Consider the following 14,430-nt stretch of genomic DNA (forward strand, 5'->3'; position numbering starts at 1 on the left):
GAGCGGGGTGGGGGCGGGACGAGCGGGGCGCCTCAGTCCGCTCGGTCCGCGTCGGGTATCCGGTCCTCCGGCTTCGGGGTGTCGTCCGCGCGGGGCGCGGGGACAGGGGCTTTGACGACCACCTTGCCGGACGACAGGTCGATGGGCCCGCGCCCCGGGTCGCCGTCGGCGAGGTCGACCCGGGTCATCTCCAGACGCTTCTGCTCGTCGTCGGTGTGCTTGCGTCCCGGCGCAAACAGCGCCTCGATCGCGTTGAACACTGCGCCTCCTGTGAGCCGAGTTCCTGTCGTCAAGCGTAAGTGAGGCCGCCTTGAACCGGCCGGGAGCTGAAAGGCGCAGGTCAGACCCGGCTCGCGGGCGGGAACAGGCGCAGCCGGTGGGCGAGGGCCGCCGCCTCGCCCCGGCCGGTGACGGACAGCTTGGCGAGGATGTTGGAGACGTGGACGCTCGCCGTCTTGGGGGAGATGAAGAGCTCCTCGGCTATCTGGCGGTTGCTGCGGCCCACCGCGACGAGCCGCAGGACGTCCCGCTCGCGGCTGGTCAGCCCGAGCGCCTCGGCGGGGTCGGCCGGCACGTCGGCGGGCACGGCCTCGGCGGGGTCCAGGGTGAGGCGGGCCCGCTGGGCGAGGCCGGTGATCGCCTCCAGCAGTGGTCGCGCGCCGAGGCCCCGCGCCACCTCCCCGGCCTGGCGCAGCAGCTGGGCGGCGCGCTCGCGGTCGGTGCCGTCCGGGGCCAGCAGGGCCTCGGCGAGGCGCAGCCGGACGCGGGCGAGGTCGTAGGGGCGGTCGAGCACCTCGACGGCGGCGACCACGGCGGTCCAGTCGGCGCGGCCGTCGCGGCCCTCGGAGCGCAGCAGCTCGGCGCGGGTCCACTCGTCGTAGGCCCGCCAGAGCGGGAGGGGGGTCGCGAGGGCCTTGGCGGCGGTGCGGATGCGGGCGACGACGGCGGGGCGGCCGGGTTCGGCGGCGGGCAGGCCGCGGGCGTCGGCCTCCATGGTGGCGGCGGCGAGCAGCAGGGGCCAGCCGTAGCGGTGGGTGCCGACGGGGAAGCCGCCGGCGAGGGCGCGTTCCAGCTCGGAGCGGCCGTCCAGGACGCGGCCCTCGGCCGCCGCGATGCCCAGGCAGACGCGGGCCAACGGCAGGATGTACTGCGGCTGCGGGTCGTGGCTGCCGTAGTGGTGATAGGCGCTCTGCAGGTGCCGGGTGGCGGCGTCGAGGTCGCCGCGGAAGAGCGCCATGCGCGCGGAGCACTGGGCGGCGGAGCCCCGGGGCTTGGAACTCTGCACACGGCGGTACGTCTGGGCGACGGCCTCGGTGGCGTCGTCCCAGCGGCCGAGGGTGACGAGGGACTCGGCGGCGTTGGCCCACACCCAGCCCTCGGTGTCCACCAGGCCGTACTTCCGGCAGAACTCGATGCCCTCCATCGAGACCTTCAGGGACTCGGCGGAGCGGCCGACGCCCTCCAGGGCGGAGGGCAGGTTGATGTGGGCGCGGCTGAGGTCGGTGACCAGGCCCTGTTCGACGACGCGGTCCCTGACCTCGTACATCTCGGCGAGACCGCTCTCCGGGTCGCCCGCCTCGATGAGGAGGTTGCCGCGGGTGAGCCGGGCGTTCAGTTCGATGGTGTCGGCCTTGACCATGCGGGCGTACTCGACGGCCCGTTCGGCGGCGGCGAGCGTCTCGGGGCCCGGGTCGTGCAGCATGCCCCAGGAGGCGCGGTGGACGAGCACGTCCGCGTGCACCTCGGAGGGCGGCAGGCCGCGCATCAGCTCCTGGGCCCTGGCGATCTCGTCCCAGCCGTCGCCGCGGCCGAGGGTGGAGACGAGGCGGGAGCGCGAGACCCAGAACCAGGCGGCCCGCAGCGGGTCGTCGTCGCCCTCCAGCAGCCGCAGGGCGCGCTTGGTGATCTTCAGGGCGCGGTCGCGTTCGCCGCACAGGCGTCCGGCGACGGTGGCCTCGGCCATCAGGTCCAGGAAGCGCAGCGGGGTGGTGGCGGGGTCGCAGCCGCAGGCGGGGTAGCCCTCGACGTAGTCGGCGGGGCGCAGTTCCTCGCGTACGGCGTCGGGGGCGTCGTCCCACAGCTCCATCGCCCGCTCCAGCAGGCGCAGTTGCTCGGCGTAGGCGTGCCGGCGGCGGGCTTCCACGGAGGCGCGCAGGACGGCGGGCAGGGCCTTGGCGGCGTCGTGCGCGTGGTACCAGTAGCTGGCGAGGCGGGCGGCGCGCTGGTCGGCGGCGACGAGCCCGGGGTCGGCCTCCAGGGCCTCGGCGAAACGGCGGTTGATGCGGGAGCGCTCGCCGGGCAGCAGGTCGTCGCTGACGGCCTCGCGGACCAGGGAGTGACGGAAGCGGTAGCCGTCGCCCTCCGGCGAGGCGAGCAGGATGTTGGCGCCGACGGCGGCGCGCAGCGCCTCGATGAGGTCGTCCTCGCCGAGTCCGGCGACCTCGGCGAGCAGTTCGTACTCGACGGTCGAGCCGCCCTCGGCGACGATCCGCGCCACCCGCTGGGTGTCCTCGGGGAGTTCCTCGACGCGGACGAGGAGCAGGTCGCGCAGGGAGTCGGTGAGGTTCGCGCAGCTGCCGCCCGCGGCGGCGACCGCGAGTTCCTCGACGAAGAAGGCGTTGCCGTCGGAGCGGTCGAATATGTCGTCCACCAGGGCCTGTTCGGGCTCGGCGGAGAGTATGCCGGCCATCTGGCGGGCGACCTCGTCCTTGCTGAAGCGGCCGAGCTCCACGCGCCGGACCGTGCGCAGCCGGTCCAGCTCGGCGAGCAGGGGGCGCAGCGGGTGGCGGCGGTGAATGTCGTCGGCGCGGTAGGTGGCGAGCAGGACGAGGCGGCCGCCGCGCAGGGTGCGGAAGAGGTAGGCGAGGAGGTGGCGGGTCGAGGCGTCGGCCCAGTGCAGGTCCTCCAGGGCGACGATGACGGTGCGTTCGCGGGAGAGGCGCTCCAGGAGGCGGGCGGTCAGCTCGAACAGGCGCGCCATGTCCTGTTCGTCGGACCGGGTGCCCCGGAAGTCGCGGCCGTGCGGTGCGGCGCCCGCCAATTCGGGCAGGAGACGGGCCAGTTCCTCCTCCTGGCCCTCGGCCGCCGCGGCCAGTTCGTCGGGGAGCCGGCGGCGCAGGGCGCGCAGGGCGGTGGAGAAGGGGGCGAACGGCAGGCCGTCGGCCCCGATCTCGACGCAGCCGCCGAGTGCGACGACGGCGCCCTGCTTCTCGGCGGCCGCCGTGAACTCCTCGACGAGGCGGGTCTTTCCGACGCCTGCCTCGCCGCCGAGCAGCAATGCCTGCGGCTCGCCCGTGCCCGGGCCCCCGGCTCCTTGGAGCGGGGTGCCCGTGGCGCGGGCGAGTGCTTCGTTCAATACGGCCAGTTCGTCGGTGCGACCGACGAACACCGGGCTCACGGACCTGGTCTCCACGCCCGCGAGCATCGCACAGTGCGTGGACGGTGCGGCACCCCATTTCCGCTGGGTGGACCAGGTCAGGGGCCGCTTCACCTCAGGCGGCCCGGGTGAAGCGGGCCCTCCACATGTGTGCGTTCACCCGCCCCTCCGCTTCCTCGCGGGCCGCTCGGCGGGTGGCGGCGCGGTTCTTGCGGGCCTCGGCGAGCAGGCGGCCCCGGTCGGCCTCGCGGGTGAGGTCGGCGGCGCGGAGCTGGTGCATCTCGTACTCGAACATCTCGTACCCCTCGGGTGATCGGCTTTCCCATCGCTCTCTGCGATGTCTCTACTTTCTTCTCCCAGGGGGGTCCCCCACATCGGGCGAGTGCCGCATCTGCGAGGGGCGGGGGGCCTTAGACGCGGCGAGGGGCGGGCCGGGGGCCTTAGCCCCTGACCCGCCCCTGCCTTATCCGGCCCTTCGTGCGCTGCCCATGTCCTCCGTACGCGCCTCAGGAAGGTGCCGACGGGAGGCCGAGCAGCAGGTCCGTGTACTTGGCGACGGCGAGGAGCAGCCCGATCACGCCGAGCACGACGCCCGCCCATGCCACGGACTTGATCCACGGCGCCTGCTCCTGGCCCGGCGTGCCGAACGCGGGCCTGACGAGGACCACGAAGCCGGTGACCAGGGCGGTGAGGGCGAAGATGCCGGCGATCAGCGCGGTGATCTTCCAGGAGTCGCCGTACAGGGCCTGGATCTGGTCGGCGACGTTCGCGGACCGGGCCGTCTCCAGCTGCCCCACGATGTTGGAGCGGGCCGCGGCGACCGTGCCGAGCCAGCCGCCGGAGAGGCCGATCACGCCGAGGGCGGCGGAGACGACGGCGGCGGCGCCCTGACCCACCCCGGCGGCCTTGCGGGGCGCGGGGACGGTCTCGGCGGCATCTTCCGCGTCGTCCTCTTCGAGGGCGGTGTCGTCCTCGGCGGTCGCGGCGTTCTCCGCCGGGACGGGCGGGGCCGCCTTCCCGGCCCCGGTCGCCTCGTGGGGCCCGGTCACTTCCTCGGTCCCGGTGACGTCCTCGGCCCCGGCCGCGTCCTGCGTCTTTGTACCCATGCGCCGCACCGTACGGACGCAGTCTGAGAGCCGTCTTAACGAACGCCGTCGGCGGGCGCGGCGGTGTCCCGGGCCGCCCGCCACTCGGGTGCGAGCACCGACCACACCTCCATGTCGTGGCGCACTCCCTGCCAGGGGAAGCTCTCCCGCAGCACGCCGTCCCGGGTGAAGCCGAGCCGCGCGGCGGCGGCCTTGCTGCGGTCGTTGCGGGAGGAGACCAGCCACTCGACGCGGTGCATGCCCCGCTCCTCGACGGCCCAGTCGACGACGATCCGGGAGGCCTTGTTGACCAGTCCGCGCCCGGCGGCCGAGGGCTCCAGCCAGACGCCCAGCTCGCAGCTCTCGGTGGCCGTGTCGAAGATCCGGAAGAGCACGCCGCCGACGAGCGTGCCCGCGAGCCAGATGCCGTACAGGCGCCCGGTGTCGGCGGCCTGCTTGTCGGCGTACCGCTGGAGGTGCCCCCGCGCGCTGTCGAGGTCCTCGACGGTCACGGTGAAGGGCACCCAGGGACCGGCGTACTCCCGTGCCCGCTCCACGTGCGCCAGGAACTCCGGCGCCTGCCAGGGTTCGATGGGCCGCAGCTCAGCTTCGTCGCCCAGCGATATCGCGAACATCCCGCTCCTCGGATCCACTCACGTCCACAGGTGGCGCGTGGGGCACACGCCGTCCGGGGATCTTCGCACGCGCGTCGCGCGGGTTCGAGCGACATTCGGGCGGCTCGATGCTGATGCGCGGCAGCAGGCGGTCCAGGCGGCGCGGCAGCCACCAGTTGGCGTTGCCGAGCAGGTGCATGAGGGCGGGAACCAGCAGGGTGCGCAGGACGAAGGCGTCGAGCGCGACGGCCGCCGCGAGGGCGATGCCGAACATCGCGATGACCCGGTCGCCGCTGAGGACGAAGGCGAGGAAGACCGAAATCATGATCACCGCCGCGGAGTTGATCACGCGGCTCGTCTCGGCGAGGCCCACCCGCACCGCGCGCCGGTTGTCGCCGGTCTCCAGCCACTCCTCGTACATGCGGCTGACCAGGAACACCTGGTAGTCCATGGAGAGTCCGAAGAGGACGGAGACCATGATCACGGGCAGGAAGGGCTCGATCGGCCCGGCCCTGCCGAGCCCGAGCAGCTCGCTCCCCCAGCCCCACTGGAAGATCGTGACGACGATCCCGAACGCGGAGGCGACGGCGGCGACGTTCATCGCGGCGGCCTTCAGCGGAATGCCGAGGGAGCGGAAGGCGAGCAGGAGCAGGACGCAGCCGAGACCGATCACGACGCCCACGAAGAGCGGCAGCTTCGCGACGATGATCTCCGCGAAGTCGTCGTAGCCGGCGGTGACCCCGCCGACCGCCACGTCCAGCGAGCTGTCCGCCTCGGCGGCGGGCAGCACGTCCTCGCGCAGCCGGTCGACGAGGTCGCTGGTCGCCCCGGACTGCGGGGAGGTGTCGGGCAGGACGGTCAGGAAGGCCGTGCGGCCGGCTTCGTCGTACGTCACCGGGCTGACGGAGGCGACGCCCTCGGTCGATGCCAGCGTCGCGCCGAGGTCGGCCAGGGCGTTGCGGTCACCCGCGCCGTAGACCTCGCTGACCAGGGTGAGGGGTCCGTTGACACCGGGACCGAAGCCGTCGGCGAGCAGGTCGTAGGCCTGCCGGGTGGTGGCGGTGGCCGGGTTGTTGCCCTGGTCGGACGTGCCCAGGTGCAGGGTGAGGGTGGGCAGCGCGAGCACGGCCATGACCAGGACCGCGACGCCGCCGAGGAGCTTCGGGTGGCGTTCCACGAAGGCGGCCCAGCGGGCGGCGAGCCCGGTCGGCAGCTCCGGCTGCGGTCCGTGCTCGGCCAGTGCGCGGCGCTCGCGGCGGCTGAGGGCGCGCGGCCCGATCCAGGAGAGCAGCGCGGGCAGCAGGGTCACGGACGCGGCGACGGTGAGGACGACGGTCAGCGAGGCGGCGATCGCGACGCCGTTGAGGAAGCCGAGCCGCAGGATGAGCATGCCGAGCAGGGCGATGCAGACGGTGGCGCCGGCGAAGACGACGGCACGCCCGGTGGTGGCGACGGCGCGCTCGGTGGCCTCGGCCACGGGCAGGCCGCGTCTGAGGCCCTTGCGGTGCCGGGTGACGATGAACAGGGCGTAGTCGATGCCGACGCCGAGGCCGATGAGCGTGCCGAGCATCGGGGCGAAGTCGGCGACGGTCATCACATGGCCGAGCAGCACTATGCCCGCGTACGCGGTGCCGACGGACACCAGGGCGGTCGCGATGGGCAGGGCGGAGGCGGCGAGCGAGCCGAAGGCGAGGAAGAGGACCACGGCGGCGACACCGACCCCGATGATCTCGGCGACCTCGGCGTTCTTGGACTCGGTGAGCCCGACGGCGGTGCCGCCCAGCTCGACCTGGAGCCCCTCGGACTCGGCGGCCCCGGCCGTGTCGACGAGGGCCTGCGCCTGCGCCTTCTCGACCTTGTCGGCCTGTTCCCGGAAGGTGACGGTGGCGTAGGCGGTGCGGCCGTCCGGGCTGATCCGGCTCGCGCCCCGCGCGTCGTAGGGGCCGTTCACCGAGGCCACGGCGGGCAGCTCGGCGATCTTGTCCAGGGTCGCGGACATCGTCCGCTCGACGTCGGCGGCGCGGACCGAGGCGCCGGGGCCGGTGTGCCAGACGACGGTGTCGCTGTCGCCGCCGAGGCCGTGGAACCCCTTGTCCAGGAGCTGGGCCGCCCGGCCGGACTCGGTGCCGGGGACCTCGTAGTCGTTGGAGTACGCGGATCCGGCGACGGTCGCGGCACTCGCGGCGCCGCCGAGCGCGAGGAGCCAGAGCAGGACGGCGAGAAGGCGGTGCCTGACGCACCACCGTGCGAGTGCTGCCACGTACTGGCTCCCTGGGTGATTCGTGGATCTTTATCGGGAACAGCAGTGAATCGACTGAATAACCCGCAAAGAACGCATGAAGGGCGGTATGAGCGCCGGGAACACCTTGACAGCCTCGGAAGATCCTTTGTCCGTTTCGTGGCCATCCTCACAAGGGCACAAGGGCACAAGGGCACAAGGGCACGAGAGGTGCGCGGAGGTGTCCGGGACTCTCCGCGCACCTGTGCTCGGCGGTCGTCAGCCCGAGACGCTCGTTCGGCCGTTCTCGATGTGGCCCATGAGACGGCGGCGGAAGGCGGTGTCGCGGTCGGCGGTGACCTCCACGTCGTACCAGCCGTGCTCGTCGTCGGTGTGCCAGGCGACGGTGCGGCTGCCGCCCGCCTTGACGCGGACGGTGCGGGTGCGGCGCCTGATGTCGTCCTCGTCCACGTAGCCGAGCGGCTTGACCGTGAAGACCAGCTCGCGGCGGCCCCGGTTGGCGAGGGTGAGGTGGATCTCGCGTCGGGTGATCGCGGAGGCGAGCCGCGCGCCGCCGTCCTGGCCCGTGCTGCCCGGCCTGGCGCCCGCGAACTCGCGCCGGAAGCCGTTCGGCCCGGTGACGGTGAAGGAGTACGTGCCGCCCGGCACCGGCACCGTCCAGGAGCCCTTGCGGACGACGTCCTGGTGCTGCGGGAGGGGGAACTCGCCTGCGTAAGGGTAGAGCGCGAAGTGCGCGCTGGAGCTGCCGCCGTTGCGCAGCCGCACGGTGAGCGAGCCGTCCTCGCCGTGCCGCGCGTCCGCGTCGGGCTGGTACGGCAGCGGGCGGGCGCGCCGGACGCCGGGCTCCTGGAGGGGCATGGACTGCTCCTGGGGCGGCTGCGGCCGCCAGCGTCCGGTGAAGACCGGGATGGGGCCCGGCCGCTCGACGTCCGGGCGGCGGTGGGCGCGCCGGAAGTCGAAGGCACCGGTGAGGTCACCGGTGACCTTGCGCCGCCAGGCGCTGATGTTGGGCTCCCGTACGCCGGTCCACTTCTCCAGGAAGCGCACGACGGAGGTGTGGTCGAACACCTCGGAGCAGACGTAGCCGCCGACGGTCCACGGCGAGACGACGAGCATCGGCACGCGCACGCCGAGCCCGGTGGGCCCGCCCTCCCAGCGCTCCTCGTTCTCCTCGGGCGATGCGCCGCCGGGCACGGGCGGCGGGACGTGGTCGAAGAAGCCGTCGTTCTCGTCGTAGTTGATGAACACGGCGGTGCGCCGCCACACCTCAGGACGGGAGGCGAGCGCGTCGAGGATCTTGTAGACGATGGTCGCGCTGTGGATCGGCGAGGAGACACTGGGGTGCTCGGAATCCAGCGCGGAGGGCACCAGATAGGTGACTTTCGCCAGCTTGCCGCCCGCGACGTCCTTGGCGAACTCCTCGGCGAGCTTCCCGGTCGGCACGCGCCGCAGGCCGCGCTCGAACAGCGACCGCTCGTGCTTGCTCAGCGCGGCGACCCCCTCGTCCAGGGTGGCGAGCAGCTTGGCGCGCGCGGTCTCGTCGGCGGCGTCGCGCACCTTGGCGTAGAAGGCCTCCATGTACGTGAGGCCGGTCTTGGCCAGGGCCTTGCGGGCGATGGCCTTGAAGGTGGTGAAGAACTCGATCTGGTTGTCGGTGAAGTTCTCCCACTCCGTGTACGTCCGCCAGCTCACGCCCGCCTTCTCCAGGCGCTCGGCGTACGTGCCCCAGCCGTATCCGGGGTGGGTGCCCTCGGCGTACGCGTCGTTGCCGACGGCCCGCCTGCCGTTCGCCTCGTAGCCCGTCCTGCCGCTCCACAGGTGGTTGCGGTTGGGGCTGGTGGAGGAGTGGATGGAGGAGTGGTAGGCGTCGCAGACGGTGAAGGTGTCGGCGAGTTCGTAGTGCAGCGGGATGTCCTCGCGCGTGTAGTACGCCATGGTGGCCGCCGTCTTGGCGGTGACCCAGCCGTCCATCCAGCCGCCGTGCCAGGCCTTGGCGCCGCCGCCCCAGGAGTGGTCCAGGTCGCCGATGTACTGGAGGTCCTTGCGCTGCGCCTTGGCGGCCTCGCGGACGGGGAAGGGCAGGACGGTGCGCGAGGCGTCGGGCTGTTCGAACACGGACGTGCCGCCCGGCAGCCGGATGGCGTTGCGGTCGCCGAAGCCGCGCACCCCGCGCAGCGAGCCGAAGTAATGGTCGAAGGAACGGTTCTCCTGCATCAGGATCACGACGTGCTCGATCGAGTCGAGACCACCGCCCCGCGGCGGCTCGTGCGCGAGCGCCTCCTGCAGCGAGGGCGGCAGGAAGGAACCGGCGGCGGCCGCGCCGAGCGCGCCGCCGCCGACCGCCATCAGGCGTCTGCGCGAAATCTCCGGAGTCACGTGTGACCTCCCAGTAGTCCTGGCCCTGTTGCCCTGGCCGGCGTCAATGGTTCTCCGTTGATCCATTGATCTCTTCGGCGGGGACGCTAGTGACGTCCGGTTTCCTTGTGAAGGCGGAGGGACGAAGTCGGGGTGAACGTCCAAAAGGTCCCGGACGCGGGGGCCTCGGCGGTGCCCCGATGTCCCTTTTCGGGGCGTTGTCAGTGGCGGGTGCCATCCTCGGAGGCATGGAGATCACCGAGCGCGTCGCCGCCTTCAGGGACCTGCTGGGGCCGCCGCCCGACGCCGTGCCCGCCGTCGACTGGGCGGCCGTGGAGGCCTGGCTGGAAGTCCCGCTCCCGGCCGACTACAAGGCCCTGGTGTCGGCGTACGGCCCGGTCGAGATAGGCGGCGGCCCCGCGGCCATCCGTCTGCACACCCCTTGCGTCAGCACGGACGGGCGGTACGACTACGGGGCCTGGGTCGTCGAGACCCACCGCCACTCCTCGATCCGGCCGGGCATGTTCACCCGGGAGCGGCGCCGCTTCCTGCCCGAGGAGGGCGGCCTCCTCGCCCTCGCCACGACGGCGGGCGGCGACCACCTGTTCTGGGACACCTCGGTCTCCGAGGACCCGGACGCGTGGCCGGTGGTGCTCCTGACCACGTCCATCGCCGTCGGCGAGGCCGAGCCCTGGGTGTCGTACGAAGCCCCGCTGCTGGACGTCCTGTCGGCGGCCGCCCGGGACGGTGTGGCGGTCCGCGCCTGGGCGCCGCTGGCCGGTGCCGGCCCCTGGGCCCCGCCGCCCCGGGGGACGTACGTGGACGCGCGCCAGCACTCCGCGCTCACCGAGGGCGAGGGCCTGGCGGCGGTCACCGCGCTCATACCCCCGCCCCTGACGCCCCATCTGGGCACCGGGACGTGGGAGCAGGTCTTCACCCGGCTCGGCACCCGGCTCCCCGCGGACTTCACGGCCCTCACCGAGCGGTACGGCGCGGGGAACTGGAGCTGGTGGCTGGACATGCCCGCTCCCCTGGACCTGGAGGGCCGCTGCGGGCTCGCGGCCGGCGCCGAGGAGATGCTGGAGGGCTACCGCGCCCTGCGCGAGGCGCACCCCGAGTACTACCCCCTGCCCGCCTGGCCGGAGCCCGGCGGCTTCCTGCCGTTCGCCTCGACCATCGACGGGGACGTGATCGGCTGGTGCACCGAGGGCGAGCCCGACCAGTGGCGCGTCGCCGTCAACCCACGGCACGCCGACCAGGGGCCGCCGCTGCCGGGGAACTTCACCGGGACGCTGCTGAACTGGCTGCGCGGCGACGGACCGGGCACCGCCGGCTTCCCCGGACTGCGCCCGGACCAGGACCCGTTGGAGCACATGTTCTTCGAGCCGTTCGCAGCGCGCGGGACCGGATGAGCGTCATCCCTCCGGACGTGCGGGTACGGGTGAGGGGGCGGCGCCCCTGTCGGGTGCGCCGCCCCCTCACGCGGACGGTGGAGAGCCTCAGCCCTCGCTGACGCCCAGCTTCTCCAGGATCAGCTCCTTGACGCGGGCGGCGTCGGCCTGGCCACGGGTGGCCTTCATGACCGCGCCGACCAGCGCCCCGGCCGCGGCGACCTTGCCGCCGCGGATCTTGTCCGCGACGCCCGGGTTGCCGGCGATGGCCTCGTCGACGGCGGCGGTGAGCGCGCCCTCGTCCGAGACGACCTTCAGGCCGCGCTTTTCGACGACCTCGTCCGGCGTGCCCTCGCCCTTCAGGACGGCCTCGATGACCTGGCGGGCCAGCTTGTCGTTCAGGTCGCCCGCGGCGACCAGCTCCGCCACGCGGGCGACGTGCTCCGGCGTGATCGGCAGCGCGCCGAGGTCCACGCCCTGCTCGTTGGCGTGCCGGGCCAGCTCGCCCATCCACCACTTGCGGGCCGACGCGGCGTCCGCGCCCGCGTTGATGGTGGCGACGATCGGGCCGATGGCGTCCGCGTTGAGGATCGACTGCATGTCGTGCTCGGAGATGCCCCACTCCTCGCGGAGCCGGTTGCGGCGCAGCCGCGGCAGCTCCGGGAGACCGGCGCGCAACTCCTCGACCCACTCCCGCGAGGGGGCCACGGGGACCAGGTCGGGCTCCGGGAAGTACCGGTAGTCCTCGGCGTTGTCCTTGATGCGGCCGGAGGTCGTGGAGCCGTCCTCCTCGTGGAAGTGGCGGGTCTCCTGGAGGATCGTGCCGCCGGAGGAGAGCACCGCCGCGTGGCGCTGGATCTCGAAGCGGGCGGCGCGCTCCACGGAGCGCAGCGAGTTGACGTTCTTCGTCTCGCTGCGCGTGCCGAACTCCCGTTGCCCCTTGGGGCGCAGGGAGAGGTTCACGTCGCAGCGCATCTGGCCCTTGTCCATGCGGGCCTCGGAGACGCCGAGCGCCTTGATCAGCTCGCGCAGCTCGGCGACGTACGCCTTGGCGACCTCGGGGGCCCGCTCGCCCGCGCCCTCGATGGGCTTGGTGACGATCTCGATGAGCGGGATGCCGGCGCGGTTGTAGTCCAGGAGCGAGTGCGAGGCGCCGTGGATGCGGCCCGTCGCGCCGCCCACGTGGGTGGACTTGCCGGTGTCCTCCTCCATGTGGGCGCGCTCGATCTCCACGCGGAAGACCTCGCCGTCCTCCAGCTGGACGTCCAGATAGCCGTTGAAGGCGATCGGCTCGTCGTACTGGGAGGTCTGGAAGTTCTTCGGCATGTCCGGATAGAAGTAGTTCTTCCGGGCGAAGCGGCACCACTCGGCGATCTCGCAGTGCAGCGCGAGGCCGATCTTGATGGCCGACTCGACGCCGATCTCGTTCACGACCGGCAGCGCGCCGGGCAGGCCGAGGCAGGTCGGGCAGGTCTGGCTGTTCGCGCCCTGCTTGAGGGTGGTCGAGCAGCCGCAGAACATCTTGGTCTTGGTGCCCAGCTCGACATGGACCTCGAGGCCCATGACGGGGTCGTACGTCGCGAGGGCTTCCTCGTACGACACCAGGTCGGTAGTGACAGTCACGGTGAAACTTTCCCTCTCAGCCCAGCAGGACGTCGTCGTCGCCGAGGCGCTTGAGCTCCCGCAGGAGCAGCGCGACGCCGGTGGCGATGGCGGCAGCGGAGACGACGGCGTCCACGAGGCGGAGCGTGTCGTGTTCGGTGCGGGCCAGCCTGGCCTGCTTGAGCACGGAGACCGCGCCGAACGCGGTGGTGCCGATCGACAGATACGTACCGGTCTTGGACTTCTTGAAGCCCTTGGCCTTGTTCAGTGCGCTCACAGTGACGGTGCCTCCTCCAGCAGCGGGTGCCCCCACTTTTCCACGAAGGCGGCCTCTACGGCGGCGCCCACCTTGTACAGGCGGTCGTCCTTCATGGCGGGGGCGATGATCTGCAGTCCGACGGGCAGGCCGTCCTCCGGCGCGAGACCGCAGGGCAGCGACATGGCGGAGTTGCCCGCCAGGTTGGTCGGGATGGTGCACAGGTCGGCCAGGTACATGGCCATCGGGTCGTCGGCGCGCTCGCCGATCGGGAAGGCCGTGGTCGGCGTCGTCGGGGAGACGATCACGTCGACCTGCTCGAAGGCCGCCTCGAACTCGCGGGTGATGAGCGTGCGGACCTTCTGGGCGCTTCCGTAGTACGCGTCGTAGTAGCCGGAGCTGAGCGCGTACGTACCCAGGATGATGCGGCGCTTGACCTCGTCGCCGAAGCCGGCCTCGCGGGTGAGCGCGGTGACGTCCTCGGCGGACTTCGTGCCGTCGTCGCCGACGCGCAGGCCGTAGCGCATCGCGTCGAACCGGGCGAGGTTCGAGGAGCACTCCGAGGGCGCGATCAGGTAGTACGCCGAAAGGGCGAGGTCGAAGGAGGGGCAGTCCAGCTCGACGATCTCCGCGCCCAGCGACTTCAGCAGCTCGACGGACTCGTCGAAGCGCTGGACGACACCGGCCTGGTAGCCCTCGCCGCGGAACTGCTTGACGACGCCCACGCGCATGCCCTGGACGGAGCCGTTGCGCGCCGCCTCGACGACCGGCGGGACCGGGGCGTCGATGGACGTCGAGTCCAGCTCGTCGTGCCCGGCGATGGCCTCGTGCAGCAGGGCCGCGTCGAGGACGGTGCGGGCGCAGGGGCCGCCCTGGTCCAGGGAGCTGGAGAAGGCCACCATGCCGTAGCGGGAGACGCCGCCGTAGGTGGGCTTGACGCCGACCGTGCCGGTGACGGCCGCGGGCTGGCGGATGGAGCCGCCGGTGTCCGTGCCGAGGGTCAGGGGGGCCTCGTAGGCGGCGAGGGCGGCGGCCGAGCCGCCTCCGGAGCCGCCGGGGATGCGGGTGAGGTCCCAGGGGTTGCCGGTCGGGCCGAAGGCGCTGTTCTCGGTGGAGGACCCCATGGCGAACTCGTCCATGTTGGTCTTGCCGAGGATGACGACGTCGGCGGCCTTCAGCTTCTTGGTGACCGTCGCGTCGTACGGCGGGATCCAGCCTTCGAGGATCTTGGAGCCGACCGTGGTCGGGATGCCCTCGGTGGTGAAGATGTCCTTGAGCGCCACGGGCACGCCGGCCAGCGGGCCGAGCTTCTCGCCCCGGGCGCGCTTCTCGTCGACGGCGCGGGCCTGCGCGAGGGCGCCCTCGCGGTCCACGTACAAGAAGGCGTGCACCTTCTCGTCGACGGCGTCGATGCGGGCCAGGTGGGCCTCGGTGACCTCGACGGCCGTCAGCTCGCCGGAGGCGATCCTCGCGGCGATCTCGGCGGCGGTGAGCTTGATGATGTCCGTCATG

At 72.5% G+C, this 14,430-nt stretch carries 11 protein-coding genes; 1 reads left to right on the forward strand and 10 read right to left on the reverse strand.

Features of this window, described 5'->3' with window-relative positions:
* Positions 1-32: 32 nt before the first annotated feature.
* The 7 genes from ACZ516_RS21470 to ACZ516_RS21500 all read right to left on the reverse strand — a co-directional run bounded on the left by ACZ516_RS21470 (position 33) and on the right by ACZ516_RS21500 (position 9,690).
* Positions 33-260: a DUF6191 domain-containing protein gene (locus ACZ516_RS21470; RefSeq protein WP_358579423.1), complete on the reverse strand. Its 228-nt coding sequence runs from the start codon at positions 258-260 to the stop codon at positions 33-35.
* An 80-nt stretch (positions 261-340) separates the two neighbouring features.
* Positions 341-3,424, reverse strand: coding sequence for a helix-turn-helix transcriptional regulator (locus tag ACZ516_RS21475; RefSeq protein ID WP_469011383.1), 3,084 nt, complete (start codon positions 3,422-3,424; stop codon positions 341-343).
* Between the two features lie 67 nt (positions 3,425-3,491).
* The gene (locus ACZ516_RS21480; RefSeq protein ID WP_358700080.1) at positions 3,492-3,671 is read right to left on the reverse strand and encodes a hypothetical protein; all 180 of its coding nucleotides are present in this window, start codon (positions 3,669-3,671) and stop codon (positions 3,492-3,494) included.
* Positions 3,672-3,882: 211 nt separating this feature from the next.
* Entirely contained in the window at positions 3,883-4,482 is a 600-nt protein-coding gene (locus ACZ516_RS21485; protein WP_469011384.1) for a hypothetical protein, read from the reverse strand.
* A 35-nt stretch (positions 4,483-4,517) separates the two neighbouring features.
* Positions 4,518-5,096: a GNAT family N-acetyltransferase gene (locus tag ACZ516_RS21490; protein WP_361086372.1), complete on the reverse strand. Its 579-nt coding sequence runs from the start codon at positions 5,094-5,096 to the stop codon at positions 4,518-4,520.
* On the reverse strand, positions 5,065-7,335 hold the full coding sequence (locus tag ACZ516_RS21495) for an MMPL family transporter (protein ID WP_469011385.1): 2,271 nt from the start codon (positions 7,333-7,335) through the stop codon (positions 5,065-5,067). Before ACZ516_RS21495 ends, ACZ516_RS21490 begins: the two co-directional genes overlap by 32 nt.
* 237 nt (positions 7,336-7,572) lie before the next feature.
* The gene (locus ACZ516_RS21500) at positions 7,573-9,690 is read right to left on the reverse strand and encodes a phosphocholine-specific phospholipase C (protein WP_469011386.1); all 2,118 of its coding nucleotides are present in this window, start codon (positions 9,688-9,690) and stop codon (positions 7,573-7,575) included.
* A gap of 227 nt (positions 9,691-9,917) precedes the next feature.
* Between ACZ516_RS21500 and ACZ516_RS21505 the strand changes: the two genes are divergently transcribed.
* The gene (locus ACZ516_RS21505; RefSeq protein WP_469011387.1) at positions 9,918-11,081 is read left to right on the forward strand and encodes an SMI1/KNR4 family protein; all 1,164 of its coding nucleotides are present in this window, start codon (positions 9,918-9,920) and stop codon (positions 11,079-11,081) included.
* 87 nt (positions 11,082-11,168) lie between these two features.
* On the opposite strand, the gene gatB is transcribed toward ACZ516_RS21505, so the two are convergent.
* The 3 genes from gatB to gatA are packed head-to-tail and all read right to left on the reverse strand — an operon-like array spanning position 11,169 to position 14,429.
* On the reverse strand, positions 11,169-12,683 hold the full coding sequence (gene gatB, locus ACZ516_RS21510) for an Asp-tRNA(Asn)/Glu-tRNA(Gln) amidotransferase subunit GatB (protein WP_358579404.1): 1,515 nt from the start codon (positions 12,681-12,683) through the stop codon (positions 11,169-11,171).
* Positions 12,684-12,699: 16 nt separating this feature from the next.
* Positions 12,700-12,939: a hypothetical protein gene (locus ACZ516_RS21515; protein ID WP_358579402.1), complete on the reverse strand. Its 240-nt coding sequence runs from the start codon at positions 12,937-12,939 to the stop codon at positions 12,700-12,702.
* On the reverse strand, positions 12,936-14,429 hold the full coding sequence (gene gatA / locus ACZ516_RS21520) for an Asp-tRNA(Asn)/Glu-tRNA(Gln) amidotransferase subunit GatA (protein WP_469011388.1): 1,494 nt from the start codon (positions 14,427-14,429) through the stop codon (positions 12,936-12,938). The genes ACZ516_RS21515 and gatA overlap by 4 nt, the downstream gene beginning before the upstream one ends.
* Between the last annotated feature and the right edge of the window lies 1 nt (position 14,430).

It is taken from the genome of Streptomyces sp. NPDC034037, assembly GCF_055575715.1.

Excerpts from the sequence above, each read along its gene's own strand:
- ACZ516_RS21475 (WP_469011383.1), bottom strand. The coding sequence starts at position 3,424 with ATGCTCGCGGGCGTGGAGACCAGGTCCGTGAGCCCGGTGTTCGTCGGT.
- ACZ516_RS21480 (WP_358700080.1), bottom strand. The coding sequence starts at position 3,671 with ATGTTCGAGTACGAGATGCACCAGCTCCGCGCCGCCGACCTCACCCGC.
- ACZ516_RS21485 (WP_469011384.1), bottom strand. The coding sequence starts at position 4,482 with ATGGGTACAAAGACGCAGGACGCGGCCGGGGCCGAGGACGTCACCGGG.
- ACZ516_RS21490 (WP_361086372.1), bottom strand. The coding sequence starts at position 5,096 with ATGTTCGCGATATCGCTGGGCGACGAAGCTGAGCTGCGGCCCATCGAA.
- ACZ516_RS21505 (WP_469011387.1), top strand. The coding sequence starts at position 9,918 with ATGGAGATCACCGAGCGCGTCGCCGCCTTCAGGGACCTGCTGGGGCCG.
- gatA (WP_469011388.1), bottom strand. The coding sequence starts at position 14,429 with ATGACGGACATCATCAAGCTCACCGCCGCCGAGATCGCCGCGAGGATC.